This window comes from Myxococcus sp. MISCRS1, from assembly GCF_026626605.1.
Taxonomy (GTDB): domain Bacteria; phylum Myxococcota; class Myxococcia; order Myxococcales; family Myxococcaceae; genus Myxococcus; species Myxococcus fulvus.
Genome location: NZ_JAPNKB010000001.1, coordinates 1,249,416 through 1,267,326, shown reverse-complemented (window position 1 = coordinate 1,267,326; position 17,911 = coordinate 1,249,416). Strand labels below are relative to the sequence as shown.

General features: G+C 69.9%; 16 protein-coding genes. 7 read left to right on the top strand and 9 right to left on the bottom strand.

Annotated elements, in window-relative coordinates; translation table 11 throughout:
• Positions 1-26 precede the first annotated feature (26 nt).
• The 6 genes from OWM54_RS04830 to OWM54_RS04805 all read right to left on the bottom strand — a co-directional run bounded on the left by OWM54_RS04830 (position 27) and on the right by OWM54_RS04805 (position 7,608).
• Entirely contained in the window at positions 27-1,364 is a 1,338-nt protein-coding gene (locus OWM54_RS04830) for a di-heme oxidoredictase family protein (RefSeq protein ID WP_267696738.1), read from the bottom strand.
• A 27-nt stretch (positions 1,365-1,391) separates the two neighbouring features.
• On the bottom strand, positions 1,392-2,495 hold the full coding sequence (locus OWM54_RS04825) for an imelysin family protein (protein WP_223783019.1): 1,104 nt from the start codon (positions 2,493-2,495) through the stop codon (positions 1,392-1,394).
• A gap of 43 nt (positions 2,496-2,538) precedes the next feature.
• Positions 2,539-4,011: a hypothetical protein gene (locus OWM54_RS04820; RefSeq protein ID WP_223783018.1), complete on the bottom strand. Its 1,473-nt coding sequence runs from the start codon at positions 4,009-4,011 to the stop codon at positions 2,539-2,541.
• A 136-nt stretch (positions 4,012-4,147) separates the two neighbouring features.
• Positions 4,148-5,062 carry a DUF3108 domain-containing protein gene (locus OWM54_RS04815; RefSeq protein WP_223783017.1) on the bottom strand — a complete coding sequence of 305 codons (915 nt, stop codon included), beginning with the start codon at positions 5,060-5,062 and terminating at the stop codon, positions 4,148-4,150.
• 22 nt (positions 5,063-5,084) lie between these two features.
• A complete protein-coding gene (locus OWM54_RS04810) occupies positions 5,085-6,776 on the bottom strand; it encodes a DUF4091 domain-containing protein (protein ID WP_267696737.1) in 1,692 nt (563 codons plus the stop codon).
• A 25-nt stretch (positions 6,777-6,801) separates the two neighbouring features.
• Positions 6,802-7,608: a DUF3108 domain-containing protein gene (locus OWM54_RS04805; RefSeq protein WP_223746759.1), complete on the bottom strand. Its 807-nt coding sequence runs from the start codon at positions 7,606-7,608 to the stop codon at positions 6,802-6,804.
• Between the two features lie 330 nt (positions 7,609-7,938).
• Here OWM54_RS04805 and OWM54_RS04800 point away from each other — a divergent pair, with 330 nt between their 5' ends.
• A complete protein-coding gene (locus OWM54_RS04800) occupies positions 7,939-8,148 on the top strand; it encodes a hypothetical protein (protein WP_141323204.1) in 210 nt (69 codons plus the stop codon).
• A gap of 15 nt (positions 8,149-8,163) precedes the next feature.
• Here OWM54_RS04800 and OWM54_RS04795 read toward each other — a convergent pair whose 3' ends face one another.
• Positions 8,164-8,835 (bottom strand): YggS family pyridoxal phosphate-dependent enzyme, encoded by a 672-nt coding sequence (locus tag OWM54_RS04795; protein ID WP_267696736.1) that lies wholly within the window; start codon positions 8,833-8,835, stop codon positions 8,164-8,166.
• On the bottom strand, positions 8,832-9,431 hold the full coding sequence (locus tag OWM54_RS04790) for a Maf family protein (RefSeq protein WP_223783014.1): 600 nt from the start codon (positions 9,429-9,431) through the stop codon (positions 8,832-8,834). Before OWM54_RS04790 ends, OWM54_RS04795 begins: the two co-directional genes overlap by 4 nt.
• Before the next feature lie 50 nt (positions 9,432-9,481).
• Here OWM54_RS04790 and OWM54_RS04785 point away from each other — a divergent pair, with 50 nt between their 5' ends.
• Positions 9,482-10,576: a sensor domain-containing diguanylate cyclase gene (locus tag OWM54_RS04785; RefSeq protein WP_141323208.1), complete on the top strand. Its 1,095-nt coding sequence runs from the start codon at positions 9,482-9,484 to the stop codon at positions 10,574-10,576.
• 83 nt (positions 10,577-10,659) lie between these two features.
• On the opposite strand, the gene OWM54_RS04780 is transcribed toward OWM54_RS04785, so the two are convergent.
• The gene (locus tag OWM54_RS04780) at positions 10,660-12,228 is read right to left on the bottom strand and encodes a peptidylprolyl isomerase (protein ID WP_174816718.1); all 1,569 of its coding nucleotides are present in this window, start codon (positions 12,226-12,228) and stop codon (positions 10,660-10,662) included.
• Positions 12,229-12,446: 218 nt separating this feature from the next.
• Here OWM54_RS04780 and mreC point away from each other — a divergent pair, with 218 nt between their 5' ends.
• The 5 genes from mreC (at position 12,447) to OWM54_RS04755 (ending at position 17,799) form a co-directional block, all read left to right on the top strand.
• Complete coding sequence (gene mreC, locus OWM54_RS04775; RefSeq protein ID WP_141323211.1) at positions 12,447-13,307, top strand: rod shape-determining protein MreC; 861 nt, start codon at positions 12,447-12,449, stop codon at positions 13,305-13,307.
• Positions 13,304-13,804, top strand: a complete 501-nt coding sequence (locus OWM54_RS04770; RefSeq protein ID WP_141323212.1) for a hypothetical protein — start codon at positions 13,304-13,306, stop codon at positions 13,802-13,804. The genes mreC and OWM54_RS04770 overlap by 4 nt, the downstream gene beginning before the upstream one ends.
• Positions 13,801-15,840: a penicillin-binding protein 2 gene (mrdA, locus tag OWM54_RS04765; RefSeq protein ID WP_267696735.1), complete on the top strand. Its 2,040-nt coding sequence runs from the start codon at positions 13,801-13,803 to the stop codon at positions 15,838-15,840. The genes OWM54_RS04770 and mrdA overlap by 4 nt, the downstream gene beginning before the upstream one ends.
• Positions 15,824-16,975 (top strand): rod shape-determining protein RodA, encoded by a 1,152-nt coding sequence (gene rodA / locus OWM54_RS04760; protein ID WP_267696734.1) that lies wholly within the window; start codon positions 15,824-15,826, stop codon positions 16,973-16,975. Before mrdA ends, rodA begins: the two co-directional genes overlap by 17 nt.
• Before the next feature lie 137 nt (positions 16,976-17,112).
• Entirely contained in the window at positions 17,113-17,799 is a 687-nt protein-coding gene (locus OWM54_RS04755; protein ID WP_267696733.1) for a PilZ domain-containing protein, read from the top strand.
• Positions 17,800-17,911 lie beyond the last annotated feature (112 nt).

The following is a 17,911-nucleotide window of genomic DNA, read 5'->3' as shown; positions in this document are numbered from 1 at the left end:
GAGCGGACACTCCCGCCGCGCTCACCTCAGAGCGAGCCGAGGAACTTGAGCACCGCGGCGCGGTCATCGGCGGACAGACGGTGGAAGCCGTCGCGCGCGGTGAGCGCCTCGCCGCCGTGCCACAGCACCGCCTCTTCGATGGTCCGGGCCCGGCCGTCGTGCAGGAAGCCGGAGTAGGGCAGCACCGTGTGCGTCAGGCCCAGGCCCCACAGCGCGGGCGTGCGCCACTCCGTGCCCGTGGCCGCGCCATCCGGCCGTCCGTCCGCGAGCTCCGGCCCCATGTCGTGCAGCAGCATGTCCGTGTACGGATGGATGCGCTGGAAGGCGAGCTCCTCGTAGGCGGCCTCGCCCGTCTCCAGCGTCTCGCGGTGGCAGGACTCGCAGCCCAGCGCGCGGAACAGCTTCTCGCCGCGTTGGACGACGGGGTCCTCCAGCGCGGTGCGCGCGGGGACGCCGAGCGACTCGGAATAGAAGACGGCCGCCTGCAGGATGTCGGCGGTGATTTCGTGCGTCCCGTCCGGCTCCGGGAAGAGCGGGCTGCTGATCCCCATGTCGTTGAAGTACGCCTCGGCGGACTGCTGCAGCAGGTGCGGGCTGTTCGCCTTCCAGCCGAAGCGCCCGGGCAACAGCGTGCGCAGCGCCACGTCCCAGACCTCGTTCAGCCGTCCGGAGATGCCGTCACCGTCCCGGTCATCCGGGTCCTCGAGCGCGCGCAGCGCCTCGATGGGGACGGCCTCCAGCAGCCCCAGTCCGAAGACGGGCGGAGGAAGCCGCAGCGACATCATCATGTCCTCCGGCAGCGCCGAGTCATCCGACTTGACGATGCGCACGCTCGGCGAGCGCAGCGTGTACGGCGTGCCATCCGGGTACTGTCCGGTGTGCTCCAGCCACGACAGCGTGAGCGAGGCCGGCGGCACCTGGCCGTAGATGGACTGGTCACGCACCTGGAGCCCCAGTCCGGGGACGGGCACCGCGCCGTGAGGATGGTCGGGCACGCCCTCCGGCAGGCTCACGCGCACGAGGAGCTGGGTGCGCTGCGCTGTGGGCCCCATCACCGGCATGCCGCGCCCGTTGCGCAGGTGACAGCCGTTGCAGGAGACGTTGTTGTACGTGGGCCCGAGCCCCGGGTTCACCCGCGAGGGCGCCGGGACGAAGATGGCCGCGAACGCCGCGTCGCCCGCACGGTGCAGCCGGTCGTACTCGGGACGCAGGTTCGCGGCCGGCTGCGCGAACGCCTGCGACGTGCGGTTGTCGACGGTGGTGGCCCCGCCCGCTCTCGGTGGCTCCAGGGGCACCATCGGCGCCTCCTCGCCACAACCGGCGGACCACAGCAGCAGGGCTCCCAGCATCACCGCACGTCGCATGGCGTTCACCTGGCCTGAGTTCCTACATCACTTCGACAGCAGGGGCAGGACCTCGCCCTGGAAGGTGTCGTGCAGGGCGCGGATGGCCTCCTGCGCGGCGGCGATCTTCGGGCGCTCCGTCTCGTCACGGATGGAGTCGCGGAACGGCTCGCGGACGGCAGCCAGGGCGCTGATGGAGCCGGCGATCTGCTGGCGGATCTTCGCGTCGAGCGCGCTGTCCACGCCCACTACGTCACGCAGCGACATGCCCGTCTTGGCCTCGCCCTGCAGGTGACCCAGGTACGCGTTCTCCACGCTGCGGATGTTGTTGCTGAAGTCCTCCAGCGAGTTGTACGCGAACTGGCTCTCCACCACGTCCGGGTCCCTGGTGTCGTAGGGCTCGGCGATCTTCCCGTTGGCGACCTCGTCCAGGATGGTGGTGATGCCACCGACGATCTCCTGGGCGGCGGCCTCCACGGACGGATACGCGGTGTTGCCGGACTGACCCGCCGTCGCGAGCGTGTCACGGAACGGCGGGTTGCCGTCGTGCGCCTGCGCCCACGCGCCGTGCAGCAGCTGTCCCACGGCCTTGAGCTCCGCGGACAGGGCCGTGACGTACTCCAGCTCGCGGGGCGTCAGCTGCTCGACCGTCTTGGTGCCGCCATCGCCGTAGATGAGGTACTCCAGCGTGTGGAAGCCCTTCTGCTCGTTCTTGAGGTTGCTCACGTACTGCTGGGTGAGGGCGGCGTTGTTGGCCAGCACCGCCTCCAACTCGGTGTGGCTCACCGGCCAGCTGTCCAGCGCCGGGTCATAGCCGAAGCTGTCCACGGGGCCGAAGAGGAAGCCCTCGCTCTGCTCCCAGGGGATGCGCGCCGCGCGCCAGGCCGCCTTGGCCGCCGTCAGCTTCTCCGTCGTGGGCGCCGTCGCGAGCGCGACGCAGGCCGCGTCCAGCTCCGTCAGCCGCGTGGCCAGCCGCGCATAGGTCGGCACCACGACCTTGTCCGCGAACGTGACGACCAGCTCCGAGGTGACCTTGGAGTCGCCCTCGTTGGGGGTGTTGGAATCATCATCGCCGCAGGCCGCGAGGAACAGCGAGCCGGTGAGGAGCGCGGGCGCGAGCGCCAGACGCAGGGGCAGGGACGTACGCTTCATGACTGACCTTTCGTTGGGGGGAGGGGACACGGGGAGGGCCGCGTCAGTAGTTGAAGCCGGTGGCGAGGCGCAGGGTGTTCTCCGGCCGGAAGGCGCCCGAGCCCATGCGGCGGTGCCCGAAGTCGAGCTTCGCGTACACCGTGTTGAGCAGGTTGTAGGCCACGCCCACCGTGTAGACGGTCCGGCGGAAGCGGGGGTTGTCGTACAGCTCCGCGCGCGGCTTGAACTGCGTGTCCACGTAGTCGTAGCGGACGAACGGGAACAGGTGGTGCGAGTTGCTCAGGCCCACCACCGACGCGATGTCGTAGCCGAGCTCTCCCCACGCGGCCAACGCGTTGTCGGACACCGGCGTGCGCATCACGCCCAGCAGGTTCGACAGGCGCGCGTTGCGCTGCGAGACGAGCTCCGCGTTCTTCAGGTGGCCGTACATCACCATGCCCTTCGCGCTCCACGGGCCCTTGGACACGGACAGGTGCACGTCCAGCAGCGTCAGCGGCGCGGACACGTAGCCGCACGGGGCGACCTCGCGATCATTCGCCTCCTCGCAGCTCTTCACCAGGTCCGCCTTGGGACGGTTGCGCGTGGTGTCGCCGTGGTAGGCGGACACGCCGAAGATGAACCCGTCGAAGTGGGTGACGTCCGCGCGGAACACCAGGGCCATGTCCGTGGCGCGCTGCACCTCGAAGCGGCGCTGGTGGCCGCCCACCGCCCACAGCTGCGAGCTGAAGCCCGTGGAGTCCAGCCCGTTGACCAGCTGTCCCGTCAGCCGCAGGCCCCAGGGGAACTTGTAGCGCAGCCGCAGGCCCATCTCGTCCCACGTGTTGGGGATGATGCCCGTCTCCGCCTCGTCGCGGAGGGTGCCCAGGTAGTCGGTGGGGCGCGAGAACTCGCTCAGCGTGCCCACCGCCACGTAGAAGCGGCCCACCGCGAGCGCCGCGTGGTCGCCGAGCTTCTTCGAGATGTAGAGCTCCTCGACGAGGATCTCTCCACCCTTGTCCAGCTCCTGGTCGAACTCGCCGAACTCCTCGTACTCGAGCTCCATCGCGGTGCCGGTGCCGCCGTGCTCGAACTCGACCTCGACTTCCACCTCGAGCCCGTAGTCCGGCAGCGCGCCCTTCATCTCGAGCACGAAGCGCGTGGTATCGAACTCCAGCCGCGAGTCGCGCTGCGCGCCACCCGTCCGGTTCTGGTTCAACCCGTAGTTGTGATAGCCGAACAGCAGCTCACCGTAGGCGGTGACGAACGTGTCGATGTTCGGCCGCGCCCGACTCAGGGCCGCGGGAGCGGGCGCTGCGCTGACGGGCGCGGGCTCCTGGGCGGCGGGGGACGGCGCGGGCTGCTCGGGTTGCTCGGCCGATGGAGCCGAGGCGACGGGCCCCTCGGGCGAATCACTCGGCGGTGCCGCGGAGACCACCGGAGCACCGGCCGAATCCTGGGCGCGGGCGACCGTCGTGGAGAGCAGCAGGGTGGAACAGAGCAGGAACGACGACGAGACAAGACAAGAGCGTGGGCGCATCGGAGCGGCGCGCACCCTACGCTCATGATTTTGATTTTGCAAACCAGAATCAATTTCGGTTCAAAGAGAAAGGCCCGGGAACTCCGTCCACCGGGCCTCTCCTCGAGCCGTGTCTTCTTTTCTCAGCAGTTGGACATCACCACTTCATCTCCTCCTTGCCGGGGCCGGCCTCCTGGCGCTTCTCGCCGGGGCGGCTGACGGAGGTGAGGGTGGCGCGCACGGCGCCCAGGTCCAGCGTGCCCACGGCGGCGAGCGGCAGGCGGCGCGCGTCGTCGGAGAGCCACACGTGCACCTCGCGCTTCTGCTTGGGGCGGTCCAGGCGGACGGCGGTGCCCACCAGGTGCCAGGCGTCGAACTGGCCCAGCGGCGTGGTGACCTTCTCCTTCTTGAGCACCTGGCCCTGCATGCGCCACAGCCGGCGCACGCCGTACACGTCGAAGCAGACGGAGAGGTTCTCCTCGAGGGGGAGCTGACGCAGCAGGTAGATGGAGCCGGCCACGTCCAGGCCGTCCTTGTCGTAGGTGTAGTTGTACTGGCCCTTGGGGCGCTGGCCGATCTGGTAGTCCACCTTGATGGCGCGGTCCTTGTGGGTGAAGGCGACCTCCACCTTGCGGCGCATCTCGTTCTCGGTGGCGTCCTCGACGTAGCGCTTGGGGCGCAGCGTGCGCGGGTTGAGCCAGGTGGTGGCGCTGCCGCGCACGCGGCGGACCTTGGAGAAGAAGGAGTTGGTCTCCGCCTGCGCGAGCACGGGAATCTGGCCGTCCTGCGGCTTCTGGACGCGCAGGGTCATCTTGCCGGCCTGCGCGCCCATGGCGTCCAGGTCGAACTCGAGCACCTCGCCGGGCATGAACGTGAGCGGCATGCGCAGCGCGGGCAGCGCCTGCGCGCAGGGCTCCACGGTGATGGGGGCTTCGTCGGGCTTGGCTTCGGTGGCCTCGGCGGGCTTCTCACCCTCGGGCTTGTCGGCCTCGGTGTCGGGGAGCTGGGCCCAGGCGGCACCGCCGGAGGTCAGCATCAGGCAGGTCGCCAGGAGGGTGCGCAGGGTGCTCATCCTTCTTCCTTCCAGAGAGAAACTACGGGGTGCTCTTGGGCGTGTGACGGCCCGGACGCTTCGCGAATTCTGATGCCAACCACCGCTGCCGGAGCCTCGCCGTCACGAGCTGGCGGACCTGCGCCCATTCTCGCGCATCCCGGCGGATGTCCCAACCGGACCTCACGAGCTTGCGCGCCGCGTCTTTCGCGAAGGCCTCGTCCCCCAGCGCGGAGAGCAGCCGGAGGTACTCGTAGTCCTCCAGTCCGTCGCGCAGGTGCTTGAGGCGCAGGGACGCCACGGGGTGGTGTCGGAAACCTCCCAGGCGGCCGGGCGTGCCTGGGTAGAAGAGGGTGCCGTCGCCGTTGCCACCGAACTCGAACACGTCGGTCCAGACGTCGTGCTTGGTGTTGTAGGCGAAGACGGTGTCGAAATAGAGCTCACCGTCCACGCCGCTCGTGAAGGCGAGCAGGCCCATGGCGCGGTTGAGCACGGCGGGGTGGTCCACCATGTACGAGGCCCAACCGCTGTAGCTCTTCTCCTGGGCACGCTTCTGGGACGGGCCCCCATCACAGCCATGCGAGTTGCAGCTCTGGTACCACCAGATACGGGTGCCTTCGGGAAGCTGCTCGCGCATCTGGGCCATGGTGTGCACGGCGCGGCAGGTCTGGGGGCCGGGGCGGGGGAAGAAGCAGTTGAGCGTGGGCGCGAGGATGTCGGCGGCGCTCGCGAGCGGCTCCTCCATGGGCGTGGTGATGAGCACGCGGCTGCCCCCGGCGGCGCGCACGCGGCGCGACTGCGCGAGCACGAGCGGCACGTCCTCCGGCTTCGGCTCGTCCTTGGCGTAGAAGAAGAGCTGCGCGGGCCAGCCCTTCGTCCGGTAGTGCTCGGCGAACGCGCGGTAGTACGCGACCTTGCGCTCCTCGGTGTCCGCCTTGCGGCTGTCGCGCACGTCCGACGTGGTGAAGCGCGCACCCGACACCAGCAGGCTCCCGTCGAGGAAGGGCGCCATCTCCGCGTCGTAGTCGCTCCAGTCGATGATGGGCGTGTCGCCCTCGAAGCGCACGGACGGCGGCGTCATGCTCAGGCCATGCGCGCTCACGCGGTGCTCCAGCAGCACGCGCGCGTAGTCGCGCAAGAGCTCGCGGGCCTCCGGTGACTCGGGGGTGAGCCCGTGGCCCCGGGCGATGCTGTACAGGGAGATGCCGAAGCTGGTGGCGAGCGAGGACGTCGCCGGCAGCGCGAAGGGCTGCACCTCCACCGTGAAGGGGACGCTCACGTGCTCCAGCTTGTTGAAGCTCGCGCGCAGGCGACCCTGATAGGTGCCCGGCGTCTGGTCCTCCTTCGCGCAGACCTCCACGTAGAGCACGACGGGGCGGGGTGGGGCGTCGTCACGCTCGGGCGCGCCGAGCGGCAACAGGGCATCGGGCCACGGGCCCACGTCCCCCTCCGAGTTGGAGGGCACCTCGACATCCAGGTAGCCCACGCGCCAGATGTCCGCGCGCAGCGCGTCCGACGGACCGCCGAGCAGCAGCGGCTTCACCTTCAGGCGACGGGCCGAGTCGGGCAGCACCACCTGCGTGCCCTCGCACTCGCCGCGGGCCACGCTCAGGCGGGCCACGGGGCGCGACGCGAAGGCGGAGCCCGGGCGCACCTTGACCAGGGGAGACACCACCCTCGGCTCCGGCGTGGCGGCCAGCGCCGCCATCACCACCCACGCCCATCCCGCGCCCATCCGCCCCCTTCACTCTCCAGCGGTGCTACCCACCGCTCTCCGCGCTCGCCACCGCCATCGTCCGCCCCGGCTGGTAGTCGGTGATTTCCGCCACCACCGTGCCGAGCGCGAAGTCCGCCTCGATTCGCACCGGGACATGCCGCGCGTCCGTGGTGAGGTAGACGAACATGTCCCGCTTCGACGTCAGGCTGCCGCCGAACTCCGCCTGCACCCGCGTCTTGAAGACCTCCTGCGTCCCCAGCTCCGTCTTCAAGGTCTCGCGCGACTCCACCTTGGCGCGCATGGTGAAGCTCTTGCTGCCGGTGAACACCGGGTAGGCGTACTCGCCGCCCACGACGAGCTCTCGGTTGCGCAGCGCGAACGTCGCCCCCGTCACGTCGAGCGTGCCCTCGGCCACCTCGGCGGTGGACTCGCGCGGCGCCTCGCCCTCCTTCTGCTTGACGACGAAGACACTCTTGCCATCCGGCTGCAGCTTGATGCGCTGGCGGCGGCGCTTGCCGTTCTCGTCCGCGTGCAAGTCACTGCCCACCACGCGCTGGGTGTCCGCCTTCCAGTAGGAGACGAACTTGTCCTTGATGGGCCACACGCCGATGAGCGCGTCCGAGCGCGCCACCGCGACGATGGGCCACACGTCCTCGCCCCACTGCTTCATGGGCGCGCCCACCGTCACCTGCGCGGTGCCCGCTGTCATGCCCAGGTACTTCACGCGATACTGCGCCTGCTCACCGGGGCCGAACGCCGGGTTCGCGGAAGACTCCTGGCCCAGGGCAGCCGCCGACCAGACCAGGCCCGCAACCACCGCCGCGAACCCCCAATTGGACTGCGCACGCATCGAGTGAGCTCCATCGCAAGGAAGTTAAGTAGCCCGCCTGCTACTCGCCAGGCCATGCCCCCGAACCATTCCCGCCACTCCACATTTCCCATCGACGTGCCTATGCGGCGGGCATTCAATGGACGCCCGCTCCCTCGTCGTGGGGGCGACCTGAGGGGCGGAAGGGGACATGAGTCTCGCACGGAGGGGCCCCACGGCGCCTCCCGGCCCCCTGAACCCGGCCGCCCTGCGGCGCGCCGGGCGTGTCCACCGGCCGACACCGCTGCTAGCCTCCCGAAGAGAAGGCGGCCCCGGCTGGAGGTCGCCCCCTTGCCCTGGAGACGCGGGAACATGGCCGGTGACTACGATTTCGACGACGACGACGCCAAGGAGACGACCAAGGGCGGCCGCCTCAAGGAGTTCGACTGTCCGGGCTGCGACGCCAACAACCCCGTGCACGATGGCTTCGGGGACGGGGACGAGCTGCGCTGCAACTACTGCGGCTGCGAGTACAAGGTGAAGATCAGCGCGGAGGGCCGCGCGAAGTTCAAGGAGATCTGACCCGCGCGCCGGCCCTCAGTCCCGCTCGCCGAAGAGGGCGGTGCCCACCCGCACCAGCGTGGCGCCCGCCTCGATTGCCAGCTCGAAGTCGTGCGTGGTGCCCATGGACAGCCCGGGCAGGCCATGGCTCCGCGCCAGCTCGCGCAGCGCGTCGAAATAACCGCGCGCGCGGGCCACGTCGTCCGTGGGCGGCGGCAGCGACATCAGCCCCACCAGCGTGAGGCCCGGCAGCGCGCGCGCCTGGCCCAGGAAGTCGGGCAGGGCGGCGGGCTCCAGGCCCGACTTGGTGGACTCCCCGCCCACGTTGACCTCGACGTAGCAGGGCAGGGGCGAGGTGCCCTCGCGCCGCTTGGACAGCTCGCGCGCCACCTCCAGCCGGTCCAACGCATGGAAGGCGCTGGCCACCTTCGCCACGTACTTCACCTTGTTCGTCTGCAGGGGACCGATGGCGTGCCAGCGCAGGCCCTCCAGGTCCGACAGCTCCTGGGCCTTGTCGCGCAGCTCCTGCGCGTAGTTCTCCCCGAAGTCGCGCTGACCCGCGGCGTATGCCTCGCGGATGAGCGCCGCCGGCTTGAGCTTGGACACGGCCACCAGCGTCACCGACTCCACCGGACGCCCCGCGCGCTCGCACGCCTTCGCGATGCGCTCCTTCACCGACGCCAGCCGCTCCGCGACGCCCGTGCTCATGGCGCGGGCTTCCAGGCCAGGGGCACGCCGGCGCGTGTCAGCAGCGCGAGCGTCTCGCCCAGCGGCAGGCCGACGACGTTGGTGGGGCTGCCCTCGATGCGCGCGACGAGGAAGCCCCCCTTGCCCTGGATGGCGTAGGCGCCCGCCCGGTCCACCGGCTCGCCCGTGCCCACGTACCAGTCGATTTCTCCGGCGCTCAGCTCACGGAAGGTGACGCGCGTGTGGACCGCGAGCGCCTCTTCATGCCGCCCCGCGAGCGCGACGCCCGTGTACACATCGTGCGTCTTGCCGGACAGGCTGGTGAGCATGGCGCGAGCCTCGGCCGGGTCCTGGGGCTTGCCCAACAGCGTCATGCCCAGCGCCACCGTGGTGTCCGCCGCGAGGACGAAGGCGCCAGGGGAGCGCCCGGCCACCACGCGGGCCTTCTCTCGCGCCAGCCGCAGGACGTAGGCGGCCGCCTCCTCGCCTGGGTGGGGTGTCTCGTCGATGTCCGCCGCGGAGACGGTAAAAGTGAGCCCCAGTTGCGACAGGAAGTCCCGACGGCGGGGAGAACCGGAGGCCAGGACGAGCAACGTTTGATCAGCGTGCGTGTGCATGTTACGGCTCCAGGCCTTAGCAGACTTGCGCCTCGGAGTGGACTCTACGGATGAATCCCGCGGACCTCCTGTCGGCCATGAAGCGGACGGTGGAGCAACTGGCCGCCTACAACGAGATGGCGAAGGCGTTGACGTCCACGCTGGAGCTGCGCGAGGTGCTCGCGCTCGTCATGCAGAAGGTCAGCAGCCTGCTGCTGCCTCGCAACTGGTCCCTCATCCTCCAGGACGAGCGCACCGGGAAGCTCTACTTCGAAATCGCGGTGGGCGAGGGCGCCGGCGTCCTCAAGGGCCTGCAGCTCAACCCCGGTGAGGGCATCGCCGGGGCCGTGTTCTCCTCCGGGGTCGCCCGGCTGGTGCACGACGTGGGCGGGGACCCCAGCTTCGCGCCCCGCTTCGACGAGGCCTCCGCCTTCCACACCCGCTCCATCCTCGCCGTGCCGCTCCTGTCGCGCGGGCACGTGCTGGGCGTCATCGAGCTGGTCAACGGCCCCACGGACCCGCCGTTCTCCAACGACGACCTCACCACGCTGACGGCCATCGCGGACTACGCGGCCATCGCGATTGAGAACGCGCGCAACTTCCGCCGGGTGCAGGAGCTCACCATCACCGACGAGCACACCGGCTGCTACAACGCCCGGCACCTGCGCGCGCTCCTGGACACGGAGGTGAAGCGCTCGGCGCGCTTCCGCCACCCGCTGTCGCTCGTGTTCCTGGACCTGGACCACTTCAAGAGCGTCAACGACAGGTTCGGCCACCTCATGGGCAGCGCCACGCTGAAGGAGGTGGGCGATTTGCTCATGTCCCTGGGGCGCAATGGGCTGGACGCCGTGTTCCGCTACGGGGGCGACGAGTTCGCCATCCTCCTCGTGGAGACGGACCAGGACGGCGCCGCGCACATCGGCCAGAAGGTCTGTGAGGCCTTCCGCGGGCGCTCCTTCCTCCAGGAGCACGGCCTGGACGTGCGCGTCACCGCCAGCGTCGGCGTGGCCACCTATCCGGACCACGCCACCTCCGCGCTGGACCTCATCCGCTCCGCGGACTTCGCCATGTACGGCGCCAAGGCCCGGGGCCGGGATGCCCTCTGCGTCGCGGAGCCTCCGGGCCCGGACACGCCCTCCGGCGGCTCCGACTTCCCGGTGCGCTGAACACGGGCCCTGCAAAAGCGAGAGGGCCGGGGAGGGAAGTCCCTCGGCCCGGCCCTCACGTGCTGTCAGCTGAAGCGGGTGACTTACCCGGCGCCGACCACCGAGTCGATGGCCTCGGGGTTGGTCACCACGTTGCCGCCCTTCTTCAGCGCCTTGAGGAAGGACTCCGTCACTTCAATCTGCTTGGCCTGCTGGGCCTGCACGCGCAGCGCGTCCTTCTTCTGCTCGAAGCCCGCGGTGTCCGGCTTCTGGCGCTCCACCACCTGCGCCACCACGAAGCCCTCGCCCACCGGGAAGACCTCGCCCAGCACCTGGGGCGCGCTCACCGCGAAGGCCGCCTTCACCAGCGCGGGCGCGGGGCCCAGGTGCGGCACGGCCTCACCCTCGGCCGTGAAGCTGTCCGTCTCCACCGCCTCCGGACGGGTCTCCGTCTCGAAGCGCAGGAGCGCCGGCTGCTCCTTCTCCGCGGGGAAGAGCTCCTTGAGCGTCTTGCCACCCTGCACCGTGGCCAGCGCTTTCTGGGCCTCCGCCTTCGCCGTCTCCTTGGCGCGCTCCTGCTTGAAGAGCGTGGTGGCGATCTCGTCCTGGACCTCCTCCAGCTTCTTGTCCTGGGCCGCCTGCTTCTCCTCCACCTTCACCAGGTGCACGCCGAACTTCGTCTCCACCGGCGCCGTCACCTCGCCCGCCTTGAGCGCGAACGCCGCGTCCGCCAGCACCGGCTCCCAGCTGCCGCGCTCCACCCAGCCCAGGTCGCCACCGCGCGCCTTGCTGCCCGGGTCCTCGCTGGAGTCACGCGCCACCTGCGCGAAGTCCTTGCCGCCGTCGATCTCCTTCTTCAGCGCCTCCGCCTTCTTGAGGGCCTCCGCCTTCTGCTCGGCGGTCGCCTCCGGGGGCAGCTTCACCAGCACCTGGCGCGCGCGGATGCGCTCGGGCTGCTGGTACACGAAGCGGTTGGCCTCGAAGTAGTCCTTGATCTCCTTCTCGTGCGCCTTCTTCCACTCCGTCAGCTGCGCGGGCGTGGGGGCTGCGACCTTGTCCGCGTACATGGTGGGGAGGAAGCGCGCGAAGACGACCTTGGCCTGGTTGCCGTCCTTCTCGTAGCGCGCGCGCACCTCGTCGTCGGACACGGTGGCGTTGGCGCGGACGACCTCCATCATCTTCTGCGCGGCCAGCTGCCGGCGCAGCTCCGTCTCGAACTCCGGCGGCGTCTTCCGGTAGAAGTCGCGCAGCACCTGCTGGTAGCGCGCGAAGTCGAACCCGCCCTCCTTGGCGTGGAAGTCCGTGTTCTGATGGATGAGCTTGCGCAGCTCTTCATCAGAGGGGGTGATGCCGCGCTGCTCGGCCGCCTGGGCGAGCAACTCCGTGTTCACCAGCCTGTCGAGCACCTGGTTGTGCATGCCGAACTGGCGGGCCACGGACTCGGGGATGGGGCTGCCCTGCGCTCGCAGGAAGCTCATCTGCCGGGCCCAGGCCGTGGCGAAGTCGCGCAGCGGGATCTCCTTGCCGTTCACGGTGGCCACCGAGCCGGGTGCCGTCACCGGACCCGAGGCGCCGAAGCCGGTGCTGCCCGGCCCGAATTGCAGCGTGAACACCACCGCGATGCCGATGATGAACAGCAGGGAGAGGACCTTCCGGGGGTTCAGACCGTCCATTGTCGTCACTTCGGAGAGCAAACGCGCCGAGAAAAGTCGTGCGGAAGGACTCGCGACGCGGTGTTGTTGGTAGCCCGGCTGAAGGGTGGCGGACCAGCGACCACCCCCCTCGCGGGCCTTGACTGCCTAGGACACTGCACCAGAAAATGCAAGCGATTTAGAGAGTTTAGCCGCACCCCCTCCCTCCGCTTCCTCCTCCCACCCCGGAATTCCCCTCTGTGCTGTCGCTCCTCAAGCGATACCGGCGTCCCCTGATTGTCGGCGTCCTGCTCCTCTACCCGCTGGTCGCCTTCCTGCTGAGCGGGCGCAAGGGCAGGGACCCCAACCCCATCGACCGGGCGGTCATCGCCATCACCTCGCCCGTGCAGCAGGCGCTCACCGCCACCATCGAGGGCTCGGTGTCCGCGGTGCGCCACTACCTCGATCTGCGCGGGGTCCGGCAGGAGAATGACGCGCTGCGGCTGGAGAACCTCCAGTTGCGCGCCTCGGTGCAGGCCCTGGGGGAGTCGCGCACGGAGAACGAGCGGCTGCGCAAGCTGTTGGGGTACGCGGAGGTGGCGCCGGGGCCGGAGATTCCGGCGCGGGTGGTGGGCGTCAACCCGGTGGCGAAGCTGTTGTCGGTGCGCATCAGCGGCGGGGAGAAGGACGGGGTGTTCCGGGGCATGTCGGTGGTGACGCCGGACGGAATCGTGGGGCAGGTCATCCGGGCGACCTCCAGCTATTCGGACGTGGCGCTGGTGACGGACACGCAGAGCCGGGTGGCGGTGCTGGTGCAGCGCTCCCGGGCGCGGGGCACGGCGTCGGGGGCGGGCAGCGGGCCGCTCAAGCTGGAGAACATGCTGCGCACCGAGGACGTGGACAACGGCGACCTCATCATCACCTCCGGCACGGATGGCATCTATCCTCCGGGCCTGGTGGTGGGCCGGGTGACGAACCTGGAGAAGAAGGAGCACGGCATGTTCCAGGGCGCGGACATCGTGCCGGCGGTGGACACCAGCAAGCTGGAGGAGGTGCTGGTGGTGGGCAGTCCCTACAAGGCGATGGCGCAGGGCAGCGCGGCGGAGGGTGCGTCGAAATGAAGTTCCTGGTGACGGTGGGCATCGCGCTGGCGCTGCTCACGTTGGAGTCCGTGGTCGTCAAGCAGGCGGGGCTCGTGCTGGGCCGCATCGACGTCACCGTGGTGCTGGTGGCGTTCCTCGCGCTGCGCGCCACGCTGCTCGAAGGGGCCTTCTCCGCGTTCGCGGTGGGCTACCTGCTGGACCTGATGAGCGGCCAGCCCACGGGGCTGTTCACCTTCCTGGCCGTGTTCACCTTCCTCGTCGGGCGGCTGGTGTCCACCTTCGTGGACGTGCGCGGCGCGGTGTCGTTCGCGCTGTTCGCCATGGGCGCGGACGTGGGGCATGGCCTGCTCGCGGCCTTCTTCACCTGGCTGACGGTGAAGGACGGCGGCACGGCGCCGGCGCTCGCGGGGCTGCCGCTGCAGGTGGCGCTCACGGGGCTGGCGGCGCTGGCGCTCTTCCCGCTCCTGCGCCGCTTCGAGGCCGCGCAGGACCGTCCGGCGGGGTTGCTGAGGTGACGCCCCCCACGCTGGGCAACACGACGCCGGGCCGCGAGCTGCGCCGGCGCTTCCTGTGGCTGGGCCTGGCCATGACGGCGGGCCTGGCCCTGTTGTCCATCCAGCTCTACCGGCTGCAGATCACCCGCGGCGAGGAGTACTCCGCCAAGAGCGTGGCGAACTTCGTCAAGGAGGTGCGGCTGCGCGCCGACCGCGGCGTCATCAAGGACGCGCGCGGCACCATCCTCGTCGACAGCCGCCCGTCCTTCGACGCCGTCGTCACGCCCGCGTTCTGCACGGACTGCTTCGCGCAGGTCATCCCCCGGCTGGCGGAGCTGCTCCAGTGGGACGCGGACCAGGCGAAGAAGGTGGAGGACCTGGTGCGCCAGGGCCGCCGCAACGCGCCCTTCCAGCCGGTGCCGGTGCGCGTGGACCTGACGCGCGACGAGTATGATCGGCTGGCGGCGCGCCGGGACATCCTGGACGGCGTGGAGGTGGCGCCCGTCCCGCACCGCTTCTACCGGACCCACACGGTGCTGTCGCACGTGCTGGGCTACATGAACGAAATCACCCAGGACGAGCTCGAGCGGCTCAACGGCGACGGCGCGCGCTACGCGTTGGGGGACTACATCGGCCGGCGCGGCCTGGAGCGCTACTTCGAGCAGCGCCTGCGCGGCCAGGACGGCGTGCGCAAGGAAGTGGTGAACGCGCGCGGCCAGAAGATTGAAGAGCTCAACGTCAAGCTGGGCGACAACGCCGTGGTGCAGCCCAAGGCGGGCAGCAACCTGGTGCTCTCCATCGACATGCGCCTGCAGGAGGAGGCCGAGCGCGCCTTCCCCGGTGTCACCGGCGCGGTGGTCGCCATCGACGTGCACACGGGCTTCATCCGCGCGCTGGTGTCCCGGCCCGGCTTCGACCCCAACCTCCTGACGGGCCGCGTGACGCCCACGCAGATGGCACAGCTGTCGCGCGATCCGCTGGAGCCCATGGTCAACCGCGTGGCGGCCGAGCACTACAGCCCGGGCTCCACGTTCAAGGTCGTCACCGCGCTGGCGGCGTTCAAGTCCGGCGCGTTCCGTCCTGAGACGGTGGTGAACTGCCCCGGCGGCTACCGGCTGGGCGCGCGCACCTGGCGCTGCCACCTGGACCGAGGCCACGGCCACGTCGACGGCCTGGACGCGATGAAGAGCTCCTGCGACACCTGGTTCTACAAGGTGGCGGACACCATCGGCCTGGACCCGATTGGCGAGATGGGCAAGTCGCTGGGCCTGGGCAGCCCCACCGGCATCAACGTGGTGGCGGAGGTGCCCGGCATCATGCCGACCAGCGCGTACCACGACAAAGCCTCGCCCGGCGGCTACACCAAGGGCATGGCGCTCAACAGCGCCATCGGCCAGGGTGACAACAACGTCACGCCGCTGCAGCTCGCGCTGATGTACGCGGCCATCGCCAACGGCGGCACGCTGTACAAGCCGCAGATGGTGCAGCGGCTGGAGAACCTGGACGGCCAGGTCATCGAGGAGTTCAAGCCGGAGGTCGTCCGTCGGGTGGACCTGCCGCCCGCGCACCTGAAGGCCGTCATCGACGGCCTGGTGAAGGTGGCCCATGAGCCGGGCGGCACGTCGTACCGCTCGCGCCTGAAGTACATGCGCGACCTGGACGTGAAGGTGGCGGCGAAGACGGGCACCGCGCAGGTGGCGCGCCTGGGCGCCATCCGCCTGAAGACGCACCAGATGAGCTTCTTCGAGAGAGACCATGCCTGGTTCGCGGGCTTCGCCCCGGCGGACCATCCCGAAATCGCGGTGGTGGTGCTCAACGAGCACGGCGGCCACGGCGGCTCGGACGCGGCGCCCACGGCGCTGGCCGTCATCCAGAAGTACCTGGACCTGAAGAAGCTGGACGCCACGGCGCCGCCGCCGCGTCCCAACCAGCCCTACACCCCGTCGATGTTCCGCCCGCCGTCTCCCGACGAGGCGGCCATGACGCGCGGCGTGCGCCCCCCCACGCAGCTTCCGGGCGACGAGGAGTCCGAGGACAGGCATGCAACTCAGGATTGAGCGGCGGATGGTTCCCCACGTGCCGTGGGGGCTCATCTTCTGCGTGCTGGCCGTGGCCCTGCTGGGCATCTGGAACCTGGCCTCCGCGTCGCGTCCTCCGCTGGCGCCGGTGTGGTCCAGCCAGGCCCTGTACCTGGGCCTGGGCATCGTCGCGGTGCTGGTGGTGTGCCTGGTGGACTACCGCTGGATCCAACGCATGGCGATGCCCATCTACGTCGCCAACATCCTGGCGCTCATCGCGCTGCGCTTCGTCGGCCACACGGCCAAGGGCGCCGAGAGCTGGTTCGCCATCGGCCCGTTCCGCCTGCAACCCGCGGAGTTCATGAAGATTGGCGTCGTGCTGATGCTGGCCAAGGTCTACCACGACGACTTCCGCCCCAATGAGCCGTCCTACGGCCTGGTGCGGCTGTGGAAGCCGCTGGTGGTGGTGGGCGTGCCCTTCGTGCTGGTGCTGGTGCAGCCGGACCTGGGCACCGCGCTGATGATCGGCCTGTCCTCGCTCACCGTCATCCTCTTCGGCAAGGTGCGCTGGTACCTGGTGGCCACGCTGGTGGCGGGGGTGCTCGCGGGCGCCATCGTCATCTGGAACGACTACATCCGCGAGGTGCCGGAGCCCCGGCCCACCATCGTCCGGCACCACCTGAAGAAGCACCAGAGCCAGCGCATCTCCGGGTGGTTGGATCCGGAGGCGGACCTGCGCGGCAGCGGCTACCACGCGGCGCAGTCGAAGATCGCCGTGGGCAGCGGCGGCGTGTCCGGCAAGGGCTGGCGCGAGGGCACCCAGACGGGCCTGCGCTTCCTGCCCGAGCAGCACACCGACTTCATCTTCTCGGTGTGGGCGGAGGAGCACGGCTTCGTGCTGTGCACCCTCCTGCTGGTGCTCTATGGCGCCATCTTCATCTTCGGCCTGGGGGTGGGGTTCAGCGCCCGGGACAGGTTCGGCGCCTTCGTCGCCGTGGGCGTCGTGGCCATGCTCTTCTGGCAGGTGTTCGAGAACATCGGCATGGTCATCGGCCTGCTGCCCGTGACGGGCATCACCCTGCCGCTGATGAGTTATGGCGGGTCTTCCATGATGTCCGTGATGCTCAGCATTGGATTGCTGGTGAACATCAGCATGCGTCGTCACATGTTCTGAGACATCGCGAGCCGCGCGACGACGGGAGACTCACGAGGTCGTCACGAGCGCTCGGCGCCCGGCCCAGGGTGGTGTATGAATCAACCCACCAATTCCGGGGGGAGGGTGAAGCCCTCCCGGGCCGGTGGAGGTCAGGCATGCAGAGGAAGGGTGGGCAGAAGGCGACGGGGAGTGTCCGCGTGGCGGAGCTTCCCCAGGTGGCCAGGGACGTGAAGCCCCCGGCGGCGACGGTGGTGGCCAGGCCGGGCGCTCCGGTGAAGGAGGAGCCTCGCAGGCCTCCCTCGGTGGCCCCCACGCCCGTGGCGGCGCTGTTGCCCGTCATCGAGAAGAACCAGGGGGAGCCCGAGCACCGGGAGTTCCCGCGGGCGCAGCTGACGACGCGCTTCGAGGTCTGGGTGGATGACGACCAGGGCGGGCGCCGGTTCGCGGCGAGCCTAGCGTCCATCAACGTCAGCGTCAGCGGCGCCTTCCTGGAGAGCACCTTCTACCTGCCCTTGGGGACGGTGCTGGGCGTGAGCTTCTCGCTGGAGCCCGGCGCCGCGCCCGTGCGGGCCCGGGCCGAAATCGTCCGCGAGGAGCGCGAGGACGGCCCCGGGGGCCGCAGCGGCTTCGGCATCCGCTTCCTCGACTTCAGTGGACAGACGGAGGTGGCCCTGGCCCGGCTCTTCGTGGGCAACCGCCTGCGGGCCTTCGCGGAGGACTACCTGCGCTCGCAGCGGGCGCGCTCGCTGCCCAATGAGCTGGAGCGGGTGGTGGATGTGCTTTCGGCCTGGGAGCTGCTCAAGGCGACGAGCACGGAAGCGGACCCCTGGCAGGCGAAGTGACGCATCGTCCCTCCCTCGCGAGCCTGCCCGTCATGCGAGGGAATGCCCACCCCTGACACGCATTGACGGCGGGTGGCTCGCCCAGGGCCGTGGGCGCCACCGCGTACCGCCG